This is a genomic window from Neoroseomonas eburnea (assembly GCF_018129005.1).
GTDB lineage: Bacteria > Pseudomonadota > Alphaproteobacteria > Acetobacterales > Acetobacteraceae > Neoroseomonas > Neoroseomonas eburnea.
Genome location: NZ_JAAEDL010000011.1, coordinates 79,491 through 105,679 on the forward strand (window position 1 = coordinate 79,491; position 26,189 = coordinate 105,679).

At 71.9% G+C, this 26,189-nt stretch carries 22 protein-coding genes; 12 read left to right on the forward strand and 10 right to left on the reverse strand.

The annotated features are described in order from the left end of the window. Window positions 1-37 precede the first annotated feature (37 nt). Both GXW74_RS12835 and GXW74_RS12840 read right to left on the reverse strand, forming a co-directional pair. A complete protein-coding gene (locus GXW74_RS12835; protein WP_211846908.1) occupies window positions 38-1,006 on the reverse strand; it encodes a Bug family tripartite tricarboxylate transporter substrate binding protein in 969 nt (322 codons plus the stop codon). A 325-nt stretch (window positions 1,007-1,331) separates the two neighbouring features. Continuing rightward, window positions 1,332-3,200 carry a ribonucleoside-diphosphate reductase subunit alpha gene (locus tag GXW74_RS12840; protein WP_211846909.1) on the reverse strand — a complete coding sequence of 623 codons (1,869 nt, stop codon included), beginning with the start codon at window positions 3,198-3,200 and terminating at the stop codon, window positions 1,332-1,334. 267 nt (window positions 3,201-3,467) lie between these two features. Between GXW74_RS12840 and GXW74_RS12845 the strand changes: the two genes are divergently transcribed. From GXW74_RS12845 to GXW74_RS12880, 8 genes are read left to right on the forward strand one after another with little or no spacing between them, the layout of a single operon-like run. Continuing rightward, complete coding sequence (locus GXW74_RS12845) at window positions 3,468-3,653, forward strand: hypothetical protein (RefSeq protein ID WP_211846910.1); 186 nt, start codon at window positions 3,468-3,470, stop codon at window positions 3,651-3,653. An 11-nt stretch (window positions 3,654-3,664) separates the two neighbouring features. Continuing rightward, complete coding sequence (locus GXW74_RS12850) at window positions 3,665-4,828, forward strand: glutathionylspermidine synthase family protein (protein ID WP_338148224.1); 1,164 nt, start codon at window positions 3,665-3,667, stop codon at window positions 4,826-4,828. Between the two features lie 9 nt (window positions 4,829-4,837). Further along, window positions 4,838-6,022, forward strand: a complete 1,185-nt coding sequence (locus GXW74_RS12855) for a glutathionylspermidine synthase family protein (protein WP_211846911.1) — start codon at window positions 4,838-4,840, stop codon at window positions 6,020-6,022. A 27-nt stretch (window positions 6,023-6,049) separates the two neighbouring features. Continuing rightward, complete coding sequence (locus tag GXW74_RS12860) at window positions 6,050-6,475, forward strand: DUF350 domain-containing protein (RefSeq protein ID WP_211846912.1); 426 nt, start codon at window positions 6,050-6,052, stop codon at window positions 6,473-6,475. A 9-nt stretch (window positions 6,476-6,484) separates the two neighbouring features. Next, entirely contained in the window at window positions 6,485-7,570 is a 1,086-nt protein-coding gene (locus GXW74_RS12865; protein WP_211846913.1) for a DUF1190 domain-containing protein, read from the forward strand. 3 nt (window positions 7,571-7,573) lie between these two features. Continuing rightward, complete coding sequence (locus GXW74_RS12870; protein WP_211846914.1) at window positions 7,574-8,143, forward strand: hypothetical protein; 570 nt, start codon at window positions 7,574-7,576, stop codon at window positions 8,141-8,143. Continuing rightward, entirely contained in the window at window positions 8,140-8,484 is a 345-nt protein-coding gene (locus GXW74_RS12875) for a hypothetical protein (RefSeq protein WP_211846915.1), read from the forward strand. The genes GXW74_RS12870 and GXW74_RS12875 overlap by 4 nt, the downstream gene beginning before the upstream one ends. Further along, a complete protein-coding gene (locus GXW74_RS12880; RefSeq protein ID WP_211846916.1) occupies window positions 8,481-9,086 on the forward strand; it encodes a hypothetical protein in 606 nt (201 codons plus the stop codon). The genes GXW74_RS12875 and GXW74_RS12880 overlap by 4 nt, the downstream gene beginning before the upstream one ends. A gap of 241 nt (window positions 9,087-9,327) precedes the next feature. Here GXW74_RS12880 and GXW74_RS12885 read toward each other — a convergent pair whose 3' ends face one another. Together GXW74_RS12885 and GXW74_RS12890 are read right to left on the reverse strand one after the other, a co-directional pair. Further along, window positions 9,328-12,519 carry an efflux RND transporter permease subunit gene (locus tag GXW74_RS12885; protein WP_211846917.1) on the reverse strand — a complete coding sequence of 1,064 codons (3,192 nt, stop codon included), beginning with the start codon at window positions 12,517-12,519 and terminating at the stop codon, window positions 9,328-9,330. 71 nt (window positions 12,520-12,590) lie between these two features. Further along, window positions 12,591-13,784 (reverse strand): efflux RND transporter periplasmic adaptor subunit, encoded by a 1,194-nt coding sequence (locus tag GXW74_RS12890; RefSeq protein WP_211846918.1) that lies wholly within the window; start codon window positions 13,782-13,784, stop codon window positions 12,591-12,593. 123 nt (window positions 13,785-13,907) lie between these two features. Between GXW74_RS12890 and GXW74_RS12895 the strand changes: the two genes are divergently transcribed. Then, a complete protein-coding gene (locus GXW74_RS12895) occupies window positions 13,908-14,492 on the forward strand; it encodes a TetR/AcrR family transcriptional regulator (protein ID WP_211846919.1) in 585 nt (194 codons plus the stop codon). A 162-nt stretch (window positions 14,493-14,654) separates the two neighbouring features. Here the strand turns inward: GXW74_RS12895 and GXW74_RS12900 are convergent, their stop codons facing one another. Beyond that, window positions 14,655-16,277, reverse strand: coding sequence for an FAD-dependent oxidoreductase (locus GXW74_RS12900; protein ID WP_211846920.1), 1,623 nt, complete (start codon window positions 16,275-16,277; stop codon window positions 14,655-14,657). 90 nt (window positions 16,278-16,367) lie between these two features. Here GXW74_RS12900 and GXW74_RS12905 point away from each other — a divergent pair, with 90 nt between their 5' ends. Both GXW74_RS12905 and GXW74_RS12910 read left to right on the forward strand, forming a co-directional pair. Beyond that, on the forward strand, window positions 16,368-16,880 hold the full coding sequence (locus tag GXW74_RS12905) for a VOC family protein (RefSeq protein WP_211846921.1): 513 nt from the start codon (window positions 16,368-16,370) through the stop codon (window positions 16,878-16,880). Between the two features lie 89 nt (window positions 16,881-16,969). Further along, a complete protein-coding gene (locus GXW74_RS12910) occupies window positions 16,970-17,572 on the forward strand; it encodes a hypothetical protein (RefSeq protein WP_211846922.1) in 603 nt (200 codons plus the stop codon). Between the two features lie 286 nt (window positions 17,573-17,858). Here GXW74_RS12910 and GXW74_RS12915 read toward each other — a convergent pair whose 3' ends face one another. From GXW74_RS12915 to GXW74_RS12925, 3 genes are all read right to left on the reverse strand, one after another. Next, entirely contained in the window at window positions 17,859-19,679 is a 1,821-nt protein-coding gene (locus GXW74_RS12915) for an ABC-F family ATP-binding cassette domain-containing protein (protein ID WP_211846923.1), read from the reverse strand. 172 nt (window positions 19,680-19,851) lie between these two features. Beyond that, window positions 19,852-21,141, reverse strand: a complete 1,290-nt coding sequence (locus GXW74_RS12920) for an adenylosuccinate synthase (protein ID WP_211846924.1) — start codon at window positions 21,139-21,141, stop codon at window positions 19,852-19,854. Window positions 21,142-21,145: 4 nt separating this feature from the next. Continuing rightward, entirely contained in the window at window positions 21,146-22,285 is a 1,140-nt protein-coding gene (locus GXW74_RS12925; protein ID WP_211846925.1) for an ATP phosphoribosyltransferase regulatory subunit, read from the reverse strand. A 254-nt stretch (window positions 22,286-22,539) separates the two neighbouring features. On the opposite strand from GXW74_RS12925, the gene GXW74_RS12930 reads away from it, so the two are divergent. Beyond that, window positions 22,540-23,064 carry a hypothetical protein gene (locus GXW74_RS12930; protein ID WP_211846926.1) on the forward strand — a complete coding sequence of 175 codons (525 nt, stop codon included), beginning with the start codon at window positions 22,540-22,542 and terminating at the stop codon, window positions 23,062-23,064. A 255-nt stretch (window positions 23,065-23,319) separates the two neighbouring features. Here the strand turns inward: GXW74_RS12930 and serA are convergent, their stop codons facing one another. Both serA and GXW74_RS12940 read right to left on the reverse strand, forming a co-directional pair. Beyond that, window positions 23,320-24,918 (reverse strand): phosphoglycerate dehydrogenase, encoded by a 1,599-nt coding sequence (gene serA / locus GXW74_RS12935; RefSeq protein ID WP_211846927.1) that lies wholly within the window; start codon window positions 24,916-24,918, stop codon window positions 23,320-23,322. Window positions 24,919-24,921: 3 nt separating this feature from the next. Beyond that, the gene (locus GXW74_RS12940; protein WP_211846928.1) at window positions 24,922-26,097 is read right to left on the reverse strand and encodes a phosphoserine transaminase; all 1,176 of its coding nucleotides are present in this window, start codon (window positions 26,095-26,097) and stop codon (window positions 24,922-24,924) included. Between the last annotated feature and the right edge of the window lie 92 nt (window positions 26,098-26,189).

A 26,189-nucleotide genomic window follows, 5' to 3' on the forward strand; every position in this document is an offset into this window, starting at 1 on the left:
GGTCCCGCGCGGTCAATCCCGCGCGGGGCCGGCCTGCCTACTCCACGCGGATGCCGGCCTCGCGCGCGATCTCGGCATTCTCGGCGATCTCGCTGCGGATGCGCCGGTCGAAGGCTTCCGGGCCTTCGGCCAGGATGATGCCGCCGACATCGACGATGCGCCGCGCAATGGCCGGGTCGCGCAGCAGGCCGAGCACGTCGTTGGCGACGCGGTCGACGATCGGCCGCGGCAACCCCTTGGGGCCGATGAAGCCATACCACGGGCTGGTGTCCGGGATGCCCATGCCGAGTTCATCGAGCGTCGGCACGCCATGCAGCACCTCGACACGACGCGGGCCGCCGATCGCGAGCGGGCGCAGCCCGCCATCGCGCGCCAGCCCGATCGCGCCGGACAGCGTGCTGAAGGTTGCCGGCACGCGCCCAGCGACCACCTCCTGCAAGGCCGGGGCCGCGCCGCGGAAGGCGACATGCGTCACCTCGATGCCGACCTTGCGGCGGAACATCTCCAGCGCGAAATGCCCGGAGGACCCGTTGCCCGAGGACGCGAAGGCGAGCCCGCCCGGTTCCCGCTTCGCCGCCGCCACCAGGTCCTGTGCGGTTCGATAGGGCGAGTTGCGCCCGACGAAGAGCACCGTCGGCGACGCATAGAGGTTCACGATCGGCGTGAAGTCGGCGAGCGTGTCGTAGGGCAGCCGCGCATAGACCGCGGCATTGCTCGCATGCGTGCTGGCAGCGAGGAACAGCGTGTAGCCATCGGCGGGGGACCGGGCGACAGCTTCGGTGGCGATGATCTGGCTCGCGCCCGCGCGATTCTCGATGACGATGGGCTGGCCCCACAGGCGCGACAGCGGATCCTGCAACAGGCGGCCGCCAAAGTCGGTGGGGCCGCCGGCGGGATAGCCGATGATGAGGCGCACGGGCTTTTCGGGCCAGGTGCCCTGGGCGCGTGCGGTGCCCGCCACCGCCACGCCCGCCGCCGCGAGCGCGAAGCTCCGCCGTGTGATCATGCTTTTCCTCCCCTTGCTGCGGCTCGACCGGCCGCGCGCGAGCGAAGGCTAGCGGGAGTCGGCGATGGACGTCGATGGGGAGGGCCCTGCCCTTCCCGGCCCCCACTCACCAAGGGCCGACAGACCTTTGGGAACCATCATTTGGCGCCGTGCGCCGCCGTCAGGAGCAATGCCCGGAGCGGCACTTGCGCACGGCGCGCGCTGCGTCGATCCGACAAGCCGCGGTGCCCGGTGCCAAGTACCGGCTTCCAAAGGCCTTTCGGCCTTTGGTGGGGTGGTCCGGAGGGGCAAGGCCCCTCCGGCCTTCACCCCCTTCCGGCACGCCTCACTGGCAGGCCAGGCATTCCTCGTAGTTGTTGGAATTCGCCGCGGGCGGCGCCGCGGCGGCCAGCGGCAGCACCGCCTCCGGCCCGCTCGGCACGTGCGCCGCCATGATGTCGCCCTGTCCGACCACCTTCTCGCTGATCGTGTCGGCGCGCTGGATCGACAGCGAACGGCAGTAGTAGAGCGACTTCACGCCCTTCTTCCACGCGCTCATGTGGATCTGGTGCAGGTCGCGCTTGTGCACGTTCGCGGGCAGGAACACGTTGACCGACTGCGACTGGCAGATGAAGGGCGTGCGGTCCGCCGCGTGCTCGATCACCCAGCGCTGATCGAGTTCGAAGGCGGTCTTGAACACCGCCTTCTCCTGCTCGGTCAGGAAGTCGAGGTGCTGTACCGAGCCCTTGGTCACGGTGACCGAGGTCCAGGTCTCCTCATCGTCGCGCCCGTGCTTCGCCAGCACCTTCTGCAGGTACGGGTTGCGCACGATGAACGACCCCGACAGCGTCTTGTGGTTGTAGACGTTCGCCGCGATCGGCTCGATGCCGGGCGAGGCGCCGCCGCAGATGATCGAGATCGACGCCGTCGGCGCGATGGCGATCTTGTGGGAGAAGCGCTCCATGATGCCGTATTCGGCGGCATCGGGGCACGGCCCCCGCTCCTCGGCCAGCAGGCGCGAAGCCGCATCCGCCTGCTCGCGGACGTGCTTGAACATCTTCTTGTTCCACACCTTCGCGACGACGGACTCGAAGGGCACGTTCATCTTCTGCAGGAAGGAGTGGAAGCCCATCACGCCGAGCCCGACGGAACGCTCCCGCATCGCGCTGTACTTCGCCCGCGCCATCGAATCGGGCGCGGTGTCGATGAAGGACTGCAGCACGTTGTCGAGGAAGCGCATCACGTCGGTGATGAAGAGCGGATTGTCCTTCCACTCGAACCAGGTCTCGCAGTTGAGCGAGGACAGGCAGCACACCGCCGTCCGCTCCATGCCGTGCTGGTCGATGCCGGTCGGCAGCGTGATCTCGGAGCAGAGGTTGGAGGTCTTCACCTCCAGCCCCGCGAGTTTGTGGTGCGCCGGCTGCGCGCGGTGCACGTGGTCGGAGAAGATCAGGTACGGCTCGCCGGTCTCGATCCGCGCCGTGAGGATGCGGATCCACAGGCTGCGCGCCGAGACCTTCTTCACCAGCGCCCCGTCCTTGGGGGAGACCAGCGCCCAGTCCTCGTCGGCCTCGACCGCGCGCATGAAGGCATCCGGGATCAGGATGCCGTGGTGCAGGTTGAGCGCCTTGCGGTTCGGGTCGCCGCCGGTCGGGCGGCGCATTTCGAGGAATTCCTCGATCTCCGGATGGTGCACCGGCAGGTAGCACGCGGCCGAGCCGCGCCGCAGCGAGCCCTGGGAGATCGCCAGCGTCAGGCTGTCCATCACCCGGATGAAGGGAATGACGCCGGAAGTCTTGCCGTTCCTGCCGACCTTCTCGCCGATGCCGCGCAGGTTGCCCCAGTAGGATCCGATGCCGCCGCCCTTGGCCGCCAGCCAGACATTCTCGTTCCACAGGCCGACGATGCCGTCGAGGCTGTCGGAGGCCTCGTTCAGGAAGCAGGAGATCGGCAGGCCGCGCGTCGTGCCGCCGTTGGACAGCACCGGGGTTGCCGGCATGAACCAGAGCCGGGAAATGTAATCGTAGATTCTCTGGGCGTGGGTCGCATCGTCACCGTAGGCCGATGCCACCCGGGCGAAGAGGTCCTGATACGATTCGCCCGGCAGCAGGTAGCGGTCGTCGAGCGTCGCCTTGCCGAAATCGGTCAGCAACGCGTCGCGCGAACGGTCGATGCGGACCTGGCCATGGCCCTCAAGCTGCACTGCGTCGAACACCGATCTACCCCCCGAACCAACTCATCCCCTGGGCATGCATCCTGCCGCCGCATGGGGTCCGGCCACAAGATGTAGTCTTGCCACAGTCACGCAACCACCACATGGGGTGGGGCAGAGAGGGCTTGCCAATCCGCCCCAGCCTGTTACAGACGATTTCTCGTTCCCGTTTCGTTCATGATTCCGCGGCGCCATCCCCCTGGCAAGCCAAGACTTTTCCACAGGCGGAATCCGCCCCACTCTGCGCCTCATCCGGCTAGCAGGACCGCCATGACCCGCCTTCGTCGCCGCCTCATGATCGCCGCCGGCCTCGCGATGCCCTTCGCCCGCCCCACGCTCGCCCAGGGCACCCCGGCGATGCGCGGGCGTGCGCCCAGCCGCTTCGCGCCGCACGTGCGGGAGGAGATCGACCTCAGGGAACCGGCAGTCCGCGCCCTCGGCATCCGGGCGGAATAGGCGCGCTGCCCGTGCCGGCCATCGAGCGCCGCGTCCTGGTGCGCGACGATGCCTTCCCGCGGCGCGCCGAGGCGCTGGGCTTCACCTTCCACTCGCCCGACGAGCGCGAATACTGGGCGCGCGACGCCTGCTACGTCCTCACGCCCGAGGCCATCGAGGCGCTGCAGGCGGCGGCACGGGAACTCCTGCCGATGATCGAGGCCGCGGTCGAATCCGTGGTCCGCCGCGGCGACTACCGTGCCTTCGGCTTCACCCCGCGCCTCGTCGCCCTGGTCGAGGCGTCCTACCGCGCCGCCGAACCCTCCCTCTATGGCCGCTTCGATTTCCGCCTGTCGCCGGACGGCGGGGTCAAGCTGTTCGAATTCAATGCCGAGACGCCGGCGGCGCTGCTCGAGGCCGCCGTCGTCCAGCTCGCCTGGTTCGAGGAGACGCCCGCCGGCCCGGCCACGCGGCCCGGCGATGACCAGTGGAATGCGATCGACGACGCGCTGGTCGCGCGCTGGCCGGCGATGGGCCTGCCCCGCCGGATCCACTTCGCCGCCGAGCGCGACCGCGGGGACGAGATCGCGCAGGTCGCCTACCTGATGGCGACCGCCGGCGCCGCCGGCCACGAAACCGCCTTCCTGCCGGTCGACGACATCTCCTGGCAGCAGGAGACCGGCTTCGTCGAGCCCTCGGGCCGGCCGATCGAAGCCTGTTTCAAGCTCTACCCCTGGGACTGGCTGGATGCCGAGGAGGGCGGGCGGCTGCTGCCGCTCGGCCGCACCCGCTGGATCGAGCCGGCACGCCGCATGCTGCACGCCAACAAGGCGATCCTCGCCGAGCTGTGGTCGATGTTCCCGGGGCATCCGCTGCTGCTGCCCGCCTCGCTCGACCGCGCGGCGATCGACGGTCCGGCGATCGGCAAGCCGGCGCTCGGGCTGGAAGGTCACGGCATGCGCGTGGAGGGCGTCGCCGAGGATGCCTCCACCGACATCGCCGAGGGTTTGCCTCCATCCCCTACGATCTGGCAACAATGGGCGCCATTGCCGGGCCACGCGACACCGTCGGGCGTCGCCTATCCGGTCATGGGCGTGTGGGTGGTCGGCGACGATCCCTGCGGCCTCGGTATCCGGGAGGGCGACGAGCTCGTGACGACGCTGGAAGACCGCTTCGTGCCGCATGTGGTGCTGTAGGGCGCAGGCGTGACCACCCCACCCTTCCGACGCATCCCGGTGGAGACGCCTGGCCCTTTCCGCGAGCGCCTCCGCAGCCTGGGCCTCGACGTGCCGGCGCCGGACGGCCTGCCCTATTGGGAGACCGAGGCCGCCTACCTGATCACCGCGCGCAGCGCCGATGCGCTGCTCACGGCCGCCGAGGGCATACATGCCCGCTGCCTCCAGGCGGTCGATGCCCTGGTGAAGAGCGGCGACTACGGCCATTTCGGCATCAACGCCCCGGCGATGCGCTCCGCCATCGCGCGGTCCTGGCGGGCGCAGGATTCGCCGCTCTACGGACGCATGGACTTCTCCTTCGCGCCCGACGGCACGCCGATGCTGCTGGACTACGAGGCGGATTCGCCCTTCGGCCTCGCCGAGGCGTCCTTCGTGCAGTGGGAATGGTTCGAGGCCTGGCAGGCGGCCTCGGGCCAATCCTCCGATTCCCAGGAGAACCTCATCTACGAGGATCTCGGCGAGCATTTCCGCAGGCTCGCCCTGCGCGGCCCCGCCGCGGTCGCCTGCGGCGGGGAGGTCGCGGTCAACGGCGGCCCGGCCGACACCACCGAACGCTTCGACGCCGAATTCCTCGCCGAGATCGCGCAGGAACAGGGCAGCCGCCTGCGCATCTGCGCCATCGGCGCGGTCGGCTGGGACATCGATGCGCGGCGCTTCGCCGACGACCGCGACGAGTTGCTCGACACGCTGATCAAGATCTACCCCTGGGCCTGGATGGAGGAGGAGGCCAATGCGGAGGTGCTGCCGCAGAGCCGCACCCGCATCCTGCCCGGGGCCTGGACGCGGCTGCTCGCCGACAAGACGATGATGGCGCTGCTCTGGCACATGTTCCCCGGCACGCCGAACCTGCTGCCGACCTTCCTCGACCGCCCGGCCGAGGGGGCGATGGTCGCCAAGCCGCGCCGGGGCTGGGATGGCGAGCATGTCTACCTGCCCGGCCAGCCGATCGGCGAGGTGCCGGAGAACGAGGTCGGGCCCCTGCTGTACCAGGCGCATTGCCCGCTGCCGGTCTTCGCCTCGCCGCGCGGGGAGGTGCACGCCGCCGTCTCCGTCTGGATGGTCGGCGGCGAGGCCGCCGGCCTGTCCTTCCGCGAATCGCTCGGGCCCGTCACCGGGGTCTCGGCGCGCTTCGTTCCGCACATCCTGCGCGACTGACCGCGCGAGCATCCGGGGAAACGCCGCATGACCACCGCCGATGTCCTCGCCATCTTCCCCTCGACCTTCCTGAGTTTCCTCGTCGCCTTCGCGCTCGGTGCGGTGTTCTGGATCGCCGGGCTGGTCGTGGTCTCCCTGATCACGCCGCATTCGGAACTGACGCTGCTGCGCGCCGGCAACCTGCCCACGGCGATCGTGTTCGGCGGCAAGGCGATCGGCATGGTGCTGCCGATCGCCGCGGTGGCACGCTCGGCGGCGGGGCCGCTCGACCAGATCATCTGGTGCGTCGTCGCGGTGGCGGTCCAGCTCGGCGCGCATCTGCTGCTCTCCACCCTGCTCACCGGGCGGCTGCGGGAGGAGATCGAGGCCGACAAGGTCGGCGGCGCCGCCGTCTTCATCGCCTTCATGCAGATCGGCGCGGGCATCCTGAACAATGCCTGCATGTCGGGCTGAGGCCGGCTGATGCCGCAGGGCCCGGCCCCGCCGTCCCGCCGCAGGTCCCGCACGGTGCGGGCGGCGGCCCTCGTCACCCTCGGGCTCGGTGCCGTGGGCTGCGACGAGGCGCCACCGCCGGACCTGCCCGGCCAGGCTGCCGCACGGCTCGATGCCTGCCGCGCCGCCCACCGGCGCCTCGGCGAGGACCCGGCCCGCTGCGATGCGCTGGAACAGGCGATCGAGCGCGAGCACGCCGAGACCCGCCCGCAGTTCCGGACCTTTGCCGAATGCCAGGCGCAGTTCGGACCCAATGCCTGCGAGGGCGACGTGCCGCTCGCCACCGGCTCCGGCTGGCGGCCGGTGCCCGCCGGATGGTCGCAGACCGGCGGCCTGGGTTTCGCGCCCGTGCTGCAGGCGCGGGACGGCCAGTTCTGGCGCCTCTCCGAAGCGAGCGCGCCGGCGACCGGGGGCGTCGCCTCCCTGCCGCCGCCGCAGCCCGTCGCGGCGCCGGAGCAGCCGGAGCGGGGGCGGATGCCGGCCGGGGCGAGCCTCGCCTACTACCGCCTGGTGCCGATCTACCCGGACGAGGCTGCCTGCACGGAGGTGTGGCAGCGCTGCGAGACGGTCACGCCGCGCCTCGCCAACCGCTACGCCTCCGAAGCTGTCTGCCGGGACAACTGGTCGAGTTGCGTCGAGGCCGAATTCGCCGATCTCGCCCTGCCCGCAGCCGCCGCGGCGGCCGCTGCCGCCACCAGCGGAACCGGCAGCGGCACGGCGGGCACGGGCGGCGGATCCTCCTCCAGGCCTTCCTGGTGGGTGGGCTACAACAATGGCTGGAGCAGGAGCTACGGCAGCGGCATCGGGCCGCGCTACCAGGGCTGGACCTGGACCGCCGACCGCCAGCCCACCGCCGCCTACCGCCCCGCCTCCGGCACCGGCCCGTTGCTGGCCTGGGACAGCTCGTCGCGCCGGCTCGGGGCGGCGAACCGGATGGGCACCTATTCCGGCCCAGGTTCGACCCGCGTCGGCGGTTCGACGGTGTCGCGACCGACCTCCACCATCACGCGCGCCGGCTTCGGTTCGACCGGCCGCGCCTATTCCTCGGGGGGCTGAACCATGTCGGACGCGCAGCGCCACGCCTCCCTTCCCGATGCGGCGCCGACGGTGCTGGAGAACGGCCAGCGGCGGGCCGTGCTGGTGATGTACGGGGCGGGCCTCGCCATGCTGGCGGTCGGCCTGCTCGTGCCTCCGGCGGGCGCGCTCTACTGGGTCGCCCTGCTGGTCGCGCCGGTGCTCGGCGGCGGGCTTGGCGGCCTGCTGTCGGGCAGCTTCGGCCGGCGCCTCGACGCGTGGCTGCTGAGCGGCGGCGCGGTCGCGCAGCGGCCCGCCGGGCGCGCCCCGCTCGCCGAACCGGCACGCGCGGCGCTGCAGGCCGCGATGGTCCCGGCCATGCTGGCCGATCTCGGCCGCGCGGCCGAAGCTTGGCCCGCACGCGAGAAGGACGCCGCCCGGGCGCTGCTCGCCGCCGCCCTCGGCCCGGCGGCCATGGCGCGGGAAACCCGCGAGGCCCTCGGGCGCGACCTGCCGCGCGTCATCGCTTCACTCGCCGCCCGGGATGCCTCGGCGGCCGGCGAGGCGGAGGCGCTCGCCGCGCGGCTTGCCGCGGCCGGAGGCGCAGCCCGATGAAGACGGCTGTCACCCATGCCCGCCTCTACCTGCTCGGCGGTGCCGCGCTGGTGTTCCTCGGCGGGCTGCTCTTGGCGCTGAACCGATGGAACCAGGCCGAGATCGACCGCGCCTTCGTCGCCGCGGCGGCGCGCGCGGCCGCCGCACCGCCAACCGCGCGGCCCGCCGCCATGCGCATCTGGGTGCCTGCGGCGAGCGCCACCCCGTCTGCCCGCACCACGCAGATCCAGATCGAGGCGGCCGACCGCCTGCGCGCCGTCCCGTCGCTGCCGGCCTCCCCGGCCACGCGCCCGTCCGCCACGCCGCCTCCGGCCGGCAAGCCGGCCCCGGCGGCGCCATGATGCTCGCGGTCCTCTTCCTCCTGGCCGGGCTGGCCATGCCGGTCCTGGCCTGGCGTGTGCTGCGCAGGGCGGACCGGCCGGGTGGCGGCGGAGCCTCGCCGCGGCTGCTCGTGACCGTCCCGGCCGGGGAGGAAACGCCGCGCCTGACCGTCCAGCGCGGCGATGCCGTCGTCTTCGGCCCGGTCCGGGCGGAATGGAGCGCCCCTCCGGCGATGGCGCGCCTGCTCGGCAATCCGGACCGCGAGGCCGGCCGCCCGGGCAGCCCCGTCGCGACCGGGACGTATCGCGTCCTCGGCGTCGCGGACACCGCCGCGGCACTGCCAGGCAGCGGCGACGCCGCCCTCGATGACCGGCTGCGGCAGGCCATCGGCCCGACGGCGATGGTCCTCGCACCCGTCGCCGACGGCGCGCCGATCCTGCTGCATGGCCTCGTGGCGAAGGAAAAGGGCAGTGCGGGCGGCATCGCCATTCCGCCCTCCGCCCTCGACAGGCTGCTCGGCGTGCTGGGCGACGCCCAGGGGATCGAAGTCGAGGTCGTCCGGCGTCGGATCCAGCGCAGCGGCTGGGGCGTCGGCGGCAGCCGGCGCCGGCGCGGCGGATGAAGGCGCAGCGACGGGGCTGCCGGCCGCTGCGGCCTGGACCGGGTCTCCGTTCGCCGCGACCCCGGCGCGAGCCAAGCCCCGCGTCGCGACCGGGCCTTACCGATCCGTCCGGTCATGCCGACCGCGCCTCTCGGCCGCCCCGGCCGGGGCGCCGCTGCTTTGCGCATGCCCGCCATCCCGATCCCGCCTGCCCGACCCGATCACCCGCCGGCAACGAGGTCGCCGGCGGCGCTCGGCGGCATCAGGCCGCCGAGGATCGGGCCGAGGCTGCGGCGGTCGCTTGCGGCTCGGCCTCCCTGGCCTTCCCCCGGCGCGCCATGGCGCGCGCGACGACGTAGAAGACCGGCGTGAAGAGCAGGCCGAAGATCGTCACCCCCAGCATGCCGTAGAACACCGCGGTGCCGAGGCTCTGGCGCATCTCTGCCCCCGCCCCGGTCGCGACGGTCAGCGGCAGCACGCCGAGGATGAAGGCGAGGCTCGTCATCAGGATCGGCCGCAGCCGGGTTCGTGCGGCGGCGACCGCCGCATCCCAGCGCGATGCTCCTTCCTCCTCCGCCGCGCGGGCGAATTCGACGATCAGGATGGCGTTCTTGGCCGCGAGGCCGACCAGCACCACCAGCCCCACCTGCACCAGCACGTTGTTGTCGAGGCCGGCGTAGCGGACGCCCATCAGCGCCGCCAGCACCGACATCGGCGCGATCAGCACGATGGCGAGCGGCAGCAGCCAGCTTTCGTACATCGCCGCCAGCACCAGGAAGACGAAGACGACTGCGAGGCCGAAGGCGATCGGCGCGGTATTGCCGACCAGCTTCTCCTGGAGCGCGATCTCGGTCCATTCGTAGCCGAAGCCCTCGGGCAGGTTCTCGGCCAGCACACGTTCCATGATGGCGATGGCCTGGCCGGTCGAGACACCCGGCAGCGCCGCGCCCTGAAGTTCCACCGCCGGGAAGAGGTTGTAGCGCGGCATGCGGTAGGGGCCGGAGGTCTCCCGGAAGGTCGCGAGGCTGCCGAGCGGCACCATCGCCCCGGCATCGCTGCGGGTGCGCAGCCGGGCGATGTCCTCCGCCCCCGTACGGTATTGCGCATCGGCCTGGGCAGTGACACGCCAGGTTCGGCCGAGCAGGTTGAAATCGTTGACGAAGGCGGAGCCGAGATAGACGCCCATCGCCTCGTGCACCCGGCTGACCGGCACGCCGAGCATCTCCGCCCGGGCGCGGTCGATCTCGGTGCGGACCTGCGGTGTCGCCGTGTTGAACAGGCTGAACGCGAAGGCGATGCCGGGGGTCTGATTGGCCGCGCCCATCACCGCATGCAGCGCGGCCTCCATCTCCCGCGGGCCGCGCCCGGCGCGGTCCTGGATCATCAGCTTGAAGCCGCCGCCGGTGCCGATGCCGGGCACCGAGGGCGGCGCCAGCACGAAGACCATCGCGTCCGGGTCGCCCATCAGCCGGCCCTGCAGGTCGGCCAGGATGCCCCCGGTGGTCAGGTGATGCTCGGCCCGCTCCTCGAACGGCTTGAGCGTCGCGAAGACCACGCCGGCATTGGGCGCGTTGGTGAAGGTCGCGCCGTCGAAGCCGACGAAGGCGACCGCGCTCTCGACGCCCGGCGTCGCCAGGATGGCCTCCGAGGCGCGGCGGATCACCGCATCGGTGCGGGACAGGTTCGCCCCCGGCGGCAACTGGAAGGCGGCGATGAAATAGCCGCGGTCGAGCGGCGGGATCAGCCCCGTCGGCGTGCTCGTGACGGTCCAGCCGGTCGCGGCCAGCAGCCCGCCATAGATCAGCAGCAGCAGCACGGGGATGCGGATCAGCCGCCGCGTCAGCGCGCCGTAGCCGATGGAGAGCCTGTCGAACAGCCAGTTGAACCCCCGCGCGAAGGCGCCGAAGGGCCGCAGCAGCAGCGGCCCGGGTCCTTCAAGGTGCGCATGGGGCTTGAGCAGGATCGCCGCCAGCGCCGGCGACAGCGTCAGCGACACCAGCGCCGAGAGCAGCGTCGCGACCGAGATCGTCACCGCGAACTGCTTGTAGAAGGCGCCGGAGATGCCGGTGATGAAGGCGGTCGGCACGAAGACCGCGACCAGCACCAGGGCGATCGCGATCAGCGCGAAGCCGACCTCGTCCATCGTCTTCCGCGCGGCCTCCAGCGGCGAAAGGCCGGCGGCCATGTGCCGCTCCGCATTCTCCACCACCACGATGGCGTCGTCGACCACGATGCCGATGGCGAGGATCAGGCCGAACATGGTCAGCGTGTTCAGCGTGAAGCCGAGGGCGAGCAGGATCGCGAAGGTGCCGATGATCGACACCGGGATGGCTGCCAGCGGGATGATCGCCGCGCGCCAGTTCTGCAGGAAGAGGATGACGACGAAGACGACGAGCAGGATCGCCTCGACGAAGGTGTGCAGCACCGCTTCCATGCTCTGGGCGATGAAGCGCGTCGGGTCGTAGACGATGCTGTAGCCGATCCCGGGCGGGAAGGACCGCGCCGCCTCCTCCATGGCGGCGCGCACGGCGGCCGCGGTCTGCAGCGCATTGCTGCCCGGCCGCTGGAAGACGGCGATGGCGGTGGCTAGCCGATTGTTCAGCAGTGCGTTCACCGTGTAGTCCGCCGCGCCGATCTCGATGCGCGCGACATCGCGCAGGCGCAACGGCGCGCCGTGCTCGCCGGTGGCGATGATCTGCTCGCCGAACTCCTCGGGCGTCGCCAGGCGGCCCTGGGTCAGCACCGACAGTTCGAAGGCCCCGGCGGTCTCGGCGCGCGGCGCCTGGCCGAGCGCGCCGGCCGCGACCTGCACATTGGCGCGGCGCAGCGCATCCACCACCTCGCCGGCGGTCAGGCCGCGCGCGGCGATGCGGTCCGGGTCGAGCCACACGCGCATCGCATAGTCGCGCGCGCCGAACACCTGCGCGTCGCCGACGCCGTCGATGCGCGCGAGCCGGTCCTTGATGTTCAGCGTCGCGTAGTTGGAGATGTATTCATGGTCGCGGCTGCCGTCCGGCGAGATGATGTGCACCACCATCAGGAAGTCCGGGCTCGCCTTGCGCACGGTGATGCCGAGGCGGCGGACCTCCTCCGGCAGACGCGGCTCGGCCACCGCGACGCGGTTCTGCACCAGCACCTGCGCCTGGTCGCCGTCCACGCCCTGGCGGAACACCACGGTCACGGTCAGCCGCCCGTCGCCGGTGGATTGGGAGGTGACGTAGAGCATGCCGTCCACGCCGTTCACCTCCTGCTCGATCGGGCCGGCGACGGTCTCGGCGATCGTTTCGGCCGAGGCGCCGGGATAGAGCGCGGTGATCGTCACGCTGGGCGGGGCGATCTCCGGATACTCCGAGATCGGCAGGCGGAAGGCCGCGATCGCGCCCACCAGCGTGATCGCGATGGAGATGACCGCGGCGAAGACCGGACGGTCGATGAAGAAGCGTGCGAGGCGCATCGGGGGCGGGCCTTCGGCGTGGCCGGCCGCGTCATGCGCCCGGCGGGGGTTCCGTGGGGGGGGGGGTGGCCTTAACGGGCTTCGGCGAAGGGGCTCGCGCCGATCCGGCCCTGCTCGGCGGTCACGCGCATGCCCGGCCTTGCGCGGTGCAGCCCGCCGATGATGACGCGGTCCTGCGGGGTCAGGCCGCTGCGCACGACGCGCAGCCCCTCCGTCAGCGGACCGAGCCGCACCTGGCGCGGCGCGACGGTGCCCTCCGCCGTGACGGTCAGCACCATGCGGCCGGCCTGGTCGGCCATCACCGCGGCATCCGGCACCAGCAGGGCGGGTTCCTCGCCGGTCGAGAGCCGGACGCGGGCGAAGGTGCCCGGCGTCAGGAAGAGGTCCGGGTTCGGCACCACCGCGCGGGCGCGGATGGTGCCGCTGCGGTTGTCGAAGACGCTGTCGACGAAGTCGATCCGGCCCTCGCGGGAGAATTCAGCCTCGTCCAGCAGACGGAGCTGCACCGGCAGGCTGCCATCGCGCAGCCCGGCCCGCGCCGCGCGGGCCTGACGGAGGTATTCGGCCTCGCTGGCGTCGAAGGTGACATAGACGGGGTCGAGCGCGACCAGGGTGGTCAGCAGCGTCTGGCCCTGCTGCACCAGGTTGCCGGCATCGACGCGACGGTCGCTGATGCGGCCCGCGCGCGGCGCACGGATTTCGGTGAATTCGAGATCGAGCGCCGCCTGGCGTTCCGCGGCCCGGGCGGCGGCGAGGCCGGCTTGGGCCTCGCGCAGCGCGGCGCGGCGGGAATCGAGCTCCGCCTGCGGGGCGATGCGGCTGGCGGCCAGCGGCTCGTAACGGGCGACCTGCTGTTCGGCGAGCAGCAGCCGCGCCTCGTTGCGCGCCACCTCGGCCCGCGCGGTCTCCAGCGCGATGCGGAAGGGCCGCTGGTCGAGCGTGAACAGCAGGTCCCCGGCGCGGACGATGGCGCCGTCGGTGAAATGCACCTGCTCGACCTGGCCGGAGACGCGGGCGCGCAACTCGACCCTGGCGGAGGGCTCGATCCGCGCCGTGTGCTCCTGCCATTCCGTCACCGGCCGCGCGAGCGGCGCGGCCACCGTGACCGGCGGGGGCGCGGCGGCAGGCTGGGCGAGGGCCGGTGCCGTCGCCACCGCCGAACCGGCCGCCAGCGCCGCGCGGAGCGTCGCACCCTGCACGCGGGCCAGCCATGTCGGCCAGAAGGCGGAGGTCGGTGCGGCGGCCTTGCGCTGGGGGGTGGCCATGTGCATATCTCCGAATGTTGATATTGATACTGACCGGTTCGTCCGGCTATGTAGAGTGACCGGTCGGTATCATCAAGTGATATTCTTGTGCGCCGCGTCACGGCGCGAGGAGGGCCAGCCACCATGTCCGGGCCAGTCGCCGCCAAGCCCAAGGCGGCGGAACGCATCCAGGAAGCCGCGCGCGAGCTGTTCGAGCGCCAGGGCATCCGCGCCACCGGCATCGAGGAGGTCTGTCGCGTCGCCAATGCGACGAAGATGAGCCTCTACCGCGCCTATCCCAGCAAGGACGCGCTGGTCGCGGCGATCCTCGCGGAGGACGCCGCCGAGCATGATGCCTGGATCGAGGAGGCGATGGCCCATGCGACCACGCCGCTCGAGCGCCTCCGTGCCCTGGTCGAGGCCATGGCCGAGCAGGTCGCCGAACCCGGCGTCTGCGGCTGCCCGATGCTGATGGCCCAGGCGGAATTCCGCGACCCCTGCCACCCGACCTACCAGGTGGTGGCGACCTTCAAGCGCGGCGCCCGCCAGCAGATCCGCGACCTCGCCGTCGCCGCCGAGGCGCGCGACCCGGATCAGCTCGCCGACCAGCTCTCCCTCGCGATCGAAGGCGCCATCGCCGCCCGCAGCTACCTCGGCGAGGACCGCGCCGCCGCCGCGCTGCGCAGCACCGCCGCCCTGCTGATCGACGCCGCCTTCGCGCAGTCCTGATGCCGGCGGCACGAGTTCTCTACTCGTGCCGAGGCCGCGACTGCGGCCCGCCGGCCGTCCTCCGAAGCCAAGCGAAGCGGAGGTTTGCGCCCGGCGCCTGAGGACGCGAAAAGCCTCATGCCAACGGTCGCGAAGAGCGGCCGCTGGTACGAGATGCGGCGTTCAGCCGGCGCGGTTCCGCCGCGCCAGGCGCTGGCCGCAGATGTAGCCCCAGGTCATGTTCGGCCCGATCGTCGTGCCGGTGCCGACATTGCGGGTGCCGATCGGGTTCGCCATCGCCACACCGCAGGCGAAGAGGCCCGGGATGACGCTGCCGTCCGGGCGCAGCACCTCGCCATGCTCGTTGGTCCGCGCGCCCCCCTTGGTACCGAGGATGGAGCGGCTGAACGGAAAGGCGAGGAAAGGCGGCTCGCCGATCGCCTCCATGCCGATGCGCCGCCGCTTGTCCGCCGGGGCGCCGGCGGTGACCTTCGCCGGGCGGCCGAACTCGGTGTCCTCCCCCGCCGCCGCGGCGGCGTTGAAGCGGGCGACGCTCTCCTCCAGCCTGGCCGGCGGCACGCCGATCAGCGCGGCGAGCGAGGCCAGATCCGGCGCCTGCCGCATCCAGCCGGGATCGGCCTTCGCGCCCCAGCGCACCGGCGGCACCTGGCGCAGCATCCGGATATCGGTGATGACCCAGACCGGCAGATGGACCGGCTCACCGCTCACGGGGTCGCGCGCGTCGATCGCCTCGCCGATGTTGAAGGTCAGTTCGTTCACGAAGCGCCGCCCGTGGCGGTTGACCAGCATGGCATTGCGCTCGGTGTGGAAGGGCACGGGCTGGGCCAGCAGCCGCCCTTCGTAGGGCACGGGCACCGAGGGCGTCAGCGTCGCCTGGTCCATCCGCGCCAGCGCCGCGCCGGCTTCTGCCGCCATGCGCTGGCCGTCGCCGGTATTGGCGCTCGGGCTGCCGAGGTAGTCGACGGGGCCGGGGAAGTGCTCCGCCAGCATCCCGGCATCCCATTCGAAGCCGCCGGTCGCGATCACCACGCCGGAGCGCGCCACCCAGGTCTCGCGCTGCCCGCCGCGCTCCACCACCGCGCCGGTCACCGCGCCATCCGCATCGCGCGTCAGCTCCACCGCCCGCGCGGAAAGATGCACCTGCACGCCGTGATCCAGGCAGCCGCGCAGCAGCCCGGTGATCAGCGCCGTCCCCTTCCCCCGCGTGTTGGTCAGCAGCCGCCACAGCAGCTTCGGCCAGAGCGAGGCCGCCGTGCGGTAGGGGTGGTGGTAGAGATCCGTCTCCACCGCCTCGTGGTAGGTGAAGATCTCCGGGATGGTGGATCTGCGGATGCGGAAGGCGAAGCGCCCCGCCCGCCAGCGGCTCAGCGGCAGGGGCGACATCATCCGTCCGCGCGCCTTCGCCCCCGGCAGCGTCCTCAGCGGGTCGGGCTCCGGCGTCAGGGCGAAGCGCAGCGGGGTGCGCGCCTCGACGAAGCGCAGCATCTCCGGCGCGGCGTGGACGAAGGCCTGCCACAGCGCCTCCTCGGCCGCCGCCCAGCCCTCCGGCGCGGCGGCGCGGATATAGGCCAGCGCCTCATCCTCGCTGTCGGCGATGCCGGCCGCGGCCGCGAGGTGGTTCGCCGGGATCCAGGTGCCGGCGCCCGACATCGCCGTGGTGCCTCCCACCCGGCCGGTCTTCTCCAGCACTGTCACCGACAGGCCCTGCGCCGCCGCGGCCAGCGCCGCCACCAGCCCCGCGCCGCCCGAACCCAGCACCAGCACATCCGTCTCAGCGCGCGTCATACGCCCCGCCCATGGTCATGATCCGGCGATCCCATTGGCACCCGCGCGCGCAGCACGCCAGATAGCCGGGGACAAAAGGAGACACCCGCCATGTCCGCGGTCCTCGACGAAACCAGCACCAAGGCCGCCATCCATCCGGAGACGCGCATCGGCCACGTCCATCTCAAGGTCGCGAACCTCGGCCGCGCCCTCGGCTTCTGGCGCGACGTGATCGGACTGGAGGAGCAGCAGCGCTACGGTGACCAGGCGGTGTTCCTCTCCGCCGGCGGCTACCACCACCACATCGCGCTCAACACCTGGGAGAGCAAGGACGGCGCCTGGCCGCCGCCGGGCACGACCGGGCTGTTCCACGTGGCGCTGCTCTACCCTTCGCGCGCCGCGCTCGCCGTCGCGCTCAAGCGCCTGCTGGAAGCGGGCTGGCCGCTCGAAGGCGCGTCGGACCACGGCGTGTCGGAAGCGCTCTACCTGCGTGACCCGGACGGCAACGGCGTCGAGCTCTATCGCGACCGGCCCGAGGCCGAATGGCCGCGGGATGCGAAGGGGAAGCTCGCGATGGTGACGCGGCGGCTCGACCTGAACGCCCTGCTGGCCGAGGCGGAGTGAGGCGGCGCAGGAGGCCTCGCCTTCCGCGCCGGAGACGGCATAACATCGGCGCAACGGACCACACGACTGCCCCGACGACCAGCATGCCGTTGACGACCAGGCCCCGGCTCGGCCGCCGTGCCCTTCTGTTCCTGCCGCCCGCGCTGGCGGGCTGTTCGAGCGGGATCGGCGAATCCCTCCCCGGACCGCCCCGCGCGCGTATCGTCCTGTTCCGCGGCATCGCGGAGATCTCGACGGGCTTCGACGATTTCGCGCGCCGCCTGCGCGATGCGAGCTACTCCGCCTCGGTGCACAGCCACCTCGCGGCCGAGCATGTCGCCGAACGGCTGGTGCGTCTCGACCGGGAGGGCCGCCTGCCCCGGCCGCTGTGCATCGGCGGGCATTCGCTCGGCGCCGACGCGGCGATCGAGGTCAGCGGGGAATTGTGGACGCGCAGCCTCGCCACCGATGCGCTGTTCACCCTCGATCCGGTGCTGGTCGGCACGGTGGCGCCCGGCCCGCGGCGGGTGACCAATTTCTACCAGGCGCACAACGGCTTCGGGCGGCCGCTTGCGCCACGCGACGGCTTCACCGGACCGATCGAGAACATCGAGCTGTCCGGCGAACCGGGCCTCGGCCACTTCAACATGGATGCGAGCCCGCTGATCCAGCAGGCGATCCTGGTCCGGATCCGGGCGCTGACGGGCAGTTGAGGCCCGGGCGACAGGACGCCGGTGCGGCATCCGTTCGCCCTGGCTCGCTGCAACCGCTCCGCCCATGTGCCTTCTCGAGCATCTTCACCCTGACGAGGTGACTCCACCTGCCCGGCATCTGCTCGAGTGCCCTCTCCGTCGGCTTCGTTCGCCGGAGATCCAGCGCCTTTCGCAGGCGGGACCTAGAGCAGGTCCCGATCAGGTGGAATCAGCTGATCGGGTAAAGATGCTCGCGAAAACAAAGGGCTGGAGCGGTTGCCGTGAGCCACGGCGAACGGAAACCGCTCTAGCCCACCTCCTCGCGCAGCATCTCCAGTTCGAGCCACCGCTCCTCGGCCGCGGCGAGGGCAGCCTGCGCCGTGGCCATGGCCGCCGTCGCCCTGGCGAAGCCGGCGGGATCGCGCGCGTAGAAGGCGGTATCGCCGACCTTGGCCTCCAGTTGCGCGATCTCCGCGGCCAGCTGCTCCATGCGCGCAGGTAGCGTCCTGAGCTCGTGCTGTTCCTTCGCATTCAGGCCCTTGCGGCGGGCGGGCGGCGCGGAGCGGGGTGCGGGCTCTGCCCTCGCTGCGGCGACCGCGGGCTTCGCGGCGGCCTCGGCAGCACGTGCCTTCACGCCATGGCCGCGCTGCGCGACCATGTCGGAATAGCCGCCGGCATACTCCTGCCACCGCCCCTCGCCTTCCCAGGCGATCACGCTGGTGACCGTGCGATCCAGGAAGTCGCGGTCGTGGCTGACCAGGATCACGGTGCCGGCGTAGTCCGCGACGAGTTCCTGCAGCAGGTCGAGCGTTTCCAGGTCGAGGTCGTTGGTCGGCTCGTCCAGCACCAGCAGGTTCGACGGCCTGGCGAAGGCGCGCGCCAGCATCAGTCGGCCGCGCTCCCCGCCAGAGAGCGCCGAAAGCGGCGTCCGCGCCTGCTCCGGCGTGAACAGGAAGTCCTTCATGTAGCCGATGACGTGGCGCGGCTGGCCGTTCACATGCACCTGGTCGCCGCGCCCTTCCGTCAGCGCCTCGGACAGCGTGACGGAGGGATCGAGGCTCGCCCGCCGCTGGTCGAGGCCGACCATCGCGAGCCCCGTGCCAAGCCGCACCTCGCCGCTGTCCGGGGCGAGCACGCCGGTCAGCATGTTGAGCAGCGTCGTCTTGCCCGCACCGTTCGGCCCGACGATGCCGACGCGATCGCCGCGGATGATGCGCGTGGAGAAGTCCCGCACCACCACGCGATCGCCAAAGGCCTTCGAGATGCGGTCGGCGGCGATCACGAGGTTGCCGGAGCCCGCCGCCTCGGCCGCCGCCATGGTGACGCGGCCGGGTGCCGTCACGCGTTCGCGGCGTTTCGCGCGCAGCGCGTGCAGGTTCTCCAGCCGGCGGACATTGCGCTTGCGCCGCGCGGTGACGCCGTAGCGCAGCCAATGCTCCTCCCGCACGATCTTGCGGGCGAGCTTGTGGGCCTCGCGTTCCTCCTCCTCGAGCACCTCGTCGCGCCATTCCTCGAAATGCGCGAAGCCGCGCTCGAGCCGGCGCGTGATGCCGCGGTCGAGCCAGACCATCGCGCGCGACAGGCGTTCGAGGAAGCGCCGGTCGTGGCTGATCAGCACCAGCGCGGAGCCGGAGGCGTTGAGTTCCGCTTCCAGCCATTCGATCGCCGGCAGGTCGAGGTGGTTGGTCGGCTCGTCCAACAGCAGGATGTCGGGGGACGGCGCCAGCGCGCGCACCAGTGCCGCGCGCCGCGTCTCCCCTCCGGAGAGCGCGGCGGGCTTCTCCGCCCCCGTCATGCCGAGCTGTTCCAGCAGGTAGCGCGCCCGGTGCGGGTCATCCGCCGGGCCGAGGCCCGCGAGCACATAGGCCATGACGTCCGGGAAGGCGGAAAGGTCCGGTTCCTGGTCCAGGTAGCGCAGGGTCGCGCCGGGCTGGACGAACCGCGTGCCGCCCTCGGCTTCGATGATGCCGGCGGCCACCTTCAGCAGCGTGGACTTCCCCGACCCGTTCCGACCCACCAGGGCGAGCCGTTCGCCCGGCGCCACGGACAGCGTCGCCCCATCCAGCAGCCGGGTGCTGCCGAAGCCGTGGCGGATGTCGGTGAGCAGAAGCAGCGGCGGCGGAGCCATCTAGGTTTCCTGGCAGGGTCCGGGGTGGCCCGGCCACCCCGGCGGCACGCGATTCCATCGCGGATGGACGCATCCGCGATGGCGGCCCGGTGCGGAGGCGGCGCCCCCGCGCCGTATCCGGCGCGAGCGGTTCAGGCCCCGGCGCCGGCGGCGCTGCGGCCCTTCGATGCGCTCACCCCGCGAAGGGATCCCGCATCATGATGGTGTCGTCGCGCTCGGGGCTGGTGGAGAGCAGCACGATCGGCGCCTCCACCAGTTCTTCGATGCGGCGGACATACTTCACCGCTTCAGCCGGAAGTTCGGCATAGGAGCGCGCGCCCCTGGTCGAGCCCGACCAGCCCTGCAGCGTCTCGTAGATCGGTTCCGCCGCCGCCTGGGCGCGGAAGGCCGCGGGCAGGCGCTTCACCGTCTCCCCGTTGATGCGGTAGCCGGTGCAGATCTTCAGTTCCGGCAGCCCGTCCAGCACGTCGAGCTTGGTCAGCACCAGGCCCTGGATGCCGCCGACCTTCACAGCCTGGCGCACCATGCAGGCATCGAACCAGCCGCAGCGGCGCGGCCGCCCGGTGACGGTGCCGAATTCGCGTCCGCGTTCGCCGAGCAGCTTGCCCGTCTCGTCATGCAGTTCGGACGGGAAGGGCCCGGAGCCGACGCGCGTGGTGTAGGCCTTGGCGATGCCGAGCACGAAGCCGATCGCATCCGGCCCGATGCCCGCGCCGCCCGCCGCATTGCCGGCGACGGTGTTGGAGGAGGTGACGTAAGGGTAGGTCCCGTGGTCCACGTCCAGCATCACGGCCTGCGCGCCTTCGAACAGCACGCGCTTGCCGCTGTGGCGCGCCTCGTCCAGGCGCTCCCAGACCGGTTCCGCATAAGGCAGCAGCTTCGGCGCCAGGGCGAGCAGGCCGTCGAGCAGTTCCTTCTTGCTGAACTCCGGCGCGCCGAGGCCGCGCAGCAGCGAGTTGTGGTGCAGCAGCAGCTCATCGAGCTTCGCGCTCAGCGTCTCCGGCTCCGCGAGGTCGCAGAGGCGGATCGAGCGCCGCCCCACCTTGTCCTCATAGGCCGGGCCGATTCCACGGCCGGTGGTGCCGATCTTGTCCTCGCCGCGTGCCGTCTCGCGCGCGCGGTCGAGCGCCGGGTGCAGCGGCAGGATCAGCGGCACGTTCTCGGCGATGCGGAGGTTCTCCGGCGTCACCTTCAGCCCCTGGGCGGCGACCTTCTCGATCTCCGACAGGAGCGCCTGCGGGTCGAGCACCACGCCGTTGCCGATGACGCCGAGCTTGCCGCGCACCACGCCCGAGGGCAGCAGCGAGAGCCTATAGGTCTCGTTGCCCACCACCAGCGTGTGGCCCGCGTTGTGGCCGCCCTGGAAGCGCACCACGATGTCGGCGCGGCTGGCGAGCCAGTCCACCACCTTGCCCTTGCCCTCGTCGCCCCATTGGGCGCCGATCACGGCGACATTGGCCATGGGTTCAGTCCTTCGACATGACGGGGACGGCCGCGCCGTCCTTCAGTTCATGGGTGCAGCGCAGGCGCTGCGGCGTGTCCTCCGGCGCCAGCGCGGCGACGGTCGCGAAGCCCTGGGCGCGGAAGGCGGCGCCGTCGGCGCCGAGCGGCAGGAACAGCCGCGGCTTCGGCTCGGTGGCGGGCGCGGCGCGCAACACCGCATCCGGATAAAGCGTCATGCCCGTCGCCGGTTCCTCGTTCTGCGACAGGTAGCGCCCGCCGCGGGCAAGTTCCCCGCTCATGCCCGGCCCATAGAGGGTGAAGGCGACGCCGGTATGGTAGCGGAAGCCACGGAACTCGACCGGGTCGAGCGTGATGCGCAGCCCCGGCGCGCTGGCGCGGATGGCGGCGAGCACGGCGGCGGCGTTCTCGGCGATGGCGCGGGCCGCCGGCGGCAGGGCCGCTTCCTCGAGCGCCGCCAGCGCGCCGTCCGCCGGGCCGGCCGCGGCCATCAGGCCGGGCAGCACGGCGAGCACGCCGCCTTGGTCCTGCACCAGGGCGGCGACGGCGGCGCTGTCCTTGCGGTCGAGCGCGCGCGCCAGGCGCTGGCGCAGCGGCGACGTGGCGCCGGCGGCCTCGAGCAGCGCCGGCACCATCGTCGGCAGAGTGACGTCGAGGCTGACCTCGGTGACGCCGATGACGGCGAGCGCCTCGACGGCGACGGTCGCGACCTCGGCATCCGCCGCCGGCGCGGCGCCGCCGATCAGCTCCACCCCGGCCTGCGGCAATTGCCGTTCGGGCGCGAGCTGCGTCCCGCGCACCCGCAGCACCTGGCCGGCGTAGCAGAGGCGCAGCGGCCGCGCCTCCCGCCCCAGGCGCGTCGCGGCGATGCGCGCGACCTGCGGCGTGGTGTCGGCGCGCAGCCCCATCATGCGCTGGCTGACCGGGTCCATCAGACGGAAGGTCTGCTCGGCCACCGCCGCGCCGGAGCCCGCGAGCAGGCTGTCCTCGAATTCCAGCAGCGGCGGCTTCACCCGCTCATACCCATGCGCGGCGAAGACGGCCATCATCGCCTCCACCAGCGCGGCCTCGCGCTCGGCCTCGGGCGGCAGCAGGTCGGCAAGGCCCGCGGGCAGCAGGGCCGGATTGGGCAGGTCGTCGGTCATGTCAGGCCGCAGGGTGTGGCAGGCGCGCCCGCGCGGGGCAACCCCCGGCGCTCGGGCGGGGCGCGCCGCCCCGGTCCCGCCACCGGGGCGCCCGCCCATGCGGCCGGGCTCCCGGGCGGGCGGCGGGTCCCGATCGGGACCGCCCCGGCATCGCCGCGGCGCCCCTGCCGCCGGGATCGGATGGCCTTCGCCCCCCTTCCCTCACCCCATGCTGCTGAGCGAGGATTTGGCTCACCGGAGCAGACGGGGGTCACATGCGGCGACGGGTACTTCTGGGTCTGCTCCTGCCCGCCGGCTGCGGCCCCCAGCAGCCGCCGGATTTCAGCTATGGCGGCGCCGGGTTCCAGCCGGCCAATGCGCGGCTCAACCTGGCCTATGCGGAGCGCAATCTCGGCGACATGTCGCGCTACCGCGGCAAGCCGGCCGAAGCCGCGGCGGCGCTCGCGCAGTTCGAGGCGGCGATCGACGGCATGCGCCGGCCGGACAGCGAGATCAGGTTCCAGATGACGCGCTACGAGATGCTGCTCAGCGCCATCCGCGAGGTGCGCGGCGCCGTCGGCATTCCGATGGAGGTGCAGCCTTCGGTCGCCGCGCAGGCGCTGGCCGATGCCGTCGGCCCGCTGACCCGCGGCGACGCCGCCGCGATCCGGCGGGCGCTGTCGAATCCCATCTTCACCCTGGGACCCGATGCGACGTTCGCGCGGCTGACCAACCTGCCACCGCTGCCGGCGCTCGAATCCGTGGCGCCGGCCCTGACCTTCGCCGCCGGCAATCCGTGACGCCGCCGATTCTTGCCGCTGACCCGCCATCGGCACGGCGAATGGTCCCGGCGGGCAAGCCTGGTGGCAAGGCGGGGGAGGATCGCCCTCCCCCGGCCCTTGCTCATACCAGCGGCCGCCATTCGCGACCGTTGGCATGAGGCTATTCGAGCCCTCGGACGCCGGGAGCAAACCTCCGGTTTGCTGGGCTTCGCCGGACCACCGGCGGGCCGCATTCGCGGCCTCGGCACGAGTCAAGGACTCGTGCCGCTGGTATCAGAACGCCAGCGCCGTCGCCTGCATCACGAGGGGCAGCTTCCGCACACCCGCCAGCACGCTGTCGGGCATCGGCCCGTCGAGGCCCACCAGGCAGATCGCATCGCCACCCGGCTCCGACCGGCCGAGGTGGAAGGTCGCGATGTTGATCCCCGCCTCCGCCAGCGCCATGCCGAAGCGGCCGATGAAGCCCGGCTTGTCCTGGTTGGTCACGTAGAGCATGTGCGCGGCGAAGTCGGCCTCGACCGCGATGCCCTTGATCTCGACCAGGCGCGGCTTGTTTTCCGCCAGCAGGGTGCCGGCGATCGACTTCTCGTAGCGGTCGGTGGTGACCGTCAGGCGCACCAGCGTCTGGTATTCGCCGCTGCGCTCGACCGTCGTCTCCGCCACCTCGATGCCGCGCTGCTTCGCCAGCACCGGCGCGTTGACCATGTTCACCGCTCCCATCAGCGGCCCGAGCACCCCGGCCAGCGCCGCGGCGGTCAGCGGGCGCCGGTTCAGCTCCGCCGCCGCGCCCTCGTACTCGACGCGGATCGCCTTGATGGCGCCGTCCTGCGCCGCGGTGAGCTGCCCGGCCATGCCGCCGAGCAGGCGGACGAGCTCCATGTAGGGCTTGAGACGCGGAGCCTCCTCCGCCGTCACCGAGGGCATGTTGATGGCGTTGGAGACGGCACCGGTCAGCAGGAAGTCGGCCATCTGGTCGGCCACCTGCAGGGCGACGTTCTCCTGCGCCTCGGCCGTCGCGGCGCCGAGATGCGGCGTGCAGACGACGTTCTCCAGCGCGAAGAGGGGGCTGTCGGTGGCAGGCTCGGTCTCGAACACGTCGAGCGCGGCGCCGGCGAGGTGCCCGGATGTCAGGGCGTCATACAGCGCCGCCTCATCCACCAGCCCGCCGCGGGCGCAGTTGATCAGCCGCGCGCCGGATTTCATGCGCGCGATGTTCTCGCGTGAGAGGATGTTCTTCGTCTGCTCCGTCAGCGGCGTGTGCAGCGTGACGAAGTCCGCGCGGTGCAGCAGGTCGTGCAGTTCGACCTTCTCCACGCCGAGTTCGACGGCGCGCTTCTCGGACAGGAAGGGATCGAAGGCGACCACCTTCATCTTCAGCCCCACCGCGCGATCCGCGACGATCGAGCCGATATTGCCGCAACCGATCAGGCCGAGCGTCTTGCCGAACAGCTCGACGCCCATGAAGCGGTTCTTCTCCCACTTGCCGGCCTTGGTGGAGCCCGACGCCTCGGGGATCTGGCGCGCGAGCGCGAACATCATGGCGATGGCGTGCTCGGCGGTGGTGATGGCGTTGCCGAAGGGCGTGTTCATCACCACCACGCCGCGCGCGGTGGCCGATGTCACATCCACATTGTCGACGCCGATGCCGGCACGGCCGACGACCTTGAGCTTCGGCGCGGCTTCCATCAGCTCGCGCGTCACCTTGGTCGCGGAGCGCACCGCGAGCCCGTCATAGGCCGCGATGATCTCGCGCAGTTCGGCCGGCTTGAGCCCCGGCTTGAAGTCGACCTCGATGCCGCGGTCGCGGAAGATCTGGACGGCGGCGGGGGAGAGCTTGTCGGAAATCAGGACCTTTGGCGTCTTGGTCAGCATCGCTCAGGCCACCACCACGTCGGCTTCCACGGTGGCGAGCGCCCAGTCGAGCCAGGGCAGCAGCGCCTCGATGTCGGGGGTCTCGACCGTCGCGCCGCCCCAGATGCGCAGGCCGGCCGGCGCGTCGCGATAGGCGCCGGCATCGAGCGCCACGCCTTCCTTTTCCAGCAGCGAGGCGATCTTCTTCGCCGCCGCCGCCTGTGCCTCCGCGCCCATGACGGTGAACCACGGCGCCGTGATCTTCAGGCAGATCGAGGTGCAGGACCGCGTCGCCGGGTCCTCGGCGAGGAAATCATAGCCCGGCTTCGTCGCCACCCAGCGGGCGATGGCGGCGAGGTTCGCCTCGGATCGCGCAATCAGGCCCTTCAGGCCGCCGACGCTCTCCGCCCATTTCAGCCCGTCGATCGCATCCTCGACGCAGAGCATCGACGGCGTGTTGATCGTCTCGCCCTTGAAGATGCCCTCGATCAGCTTCCCGCCCTTGGTCATGCGGAAGATCTTCGGCAGCGGCCGGTCAGGGGTGAAGGACTCCAGCCGCGCCACGGCGCGCGGAGACAGCGCCAGCATGCCGTGCGCGGCCTCACCCCCCAGCACCTTCTGCCAGGACCAGGTCACCACATCGAGCTTGCCCCACGGCAGGTCCATCGCGAAGGCCGCCGAGGTCGCGTCGCAGATCGCGAGCCCCTCGCGCGCATCGCTGATGAACTCCGCATTCGGCAGCCGCACGCCCGAGGTCGTTCCGTTCCACACGAAGACCACGTCACGGCCGGGATCGACCTGCGTGACGTCCGGCAGCCCGCCGTAGGGCGCCTCGATGATCCGGGCATCCTTCAGCCTGAGCTGCTTGGCGATGTCCGTCGCCCATTCCTTCGAGAAGGATTCCCACACCAGCACGTCGACGCCGCGCGCCCCGAGCATCGACCACAGCGCCATCTCCACCGCGCCGGTATCGGAGGCCGGCACGATGCCCAGGCGCCAGTCCGCCGGCATGCCGAGCACGGCCCTGGACCGCTCGATCACCTCGGCGAGGCGCGCCTTCGGCTCCTTCGCGCGGTGGCTGCGCCCGAGCAGCGCGCCTTCGAGCGCGGCCAGCGTCCAGCCGGGACGCTTCGCACAGGGACCGGATGAGAATGCGGGATTCGCCGGACGGAGTCCGGGCTTGGGGATGGCGTTCGCCATGATGCAGCTCCCTCTCAGAAGCGGATGCGCCCCGGTGGGGGGGCGTGGCCCACCCCCGGAATACGCCTCCGCCGCGCCGCGGGCAACCGCCG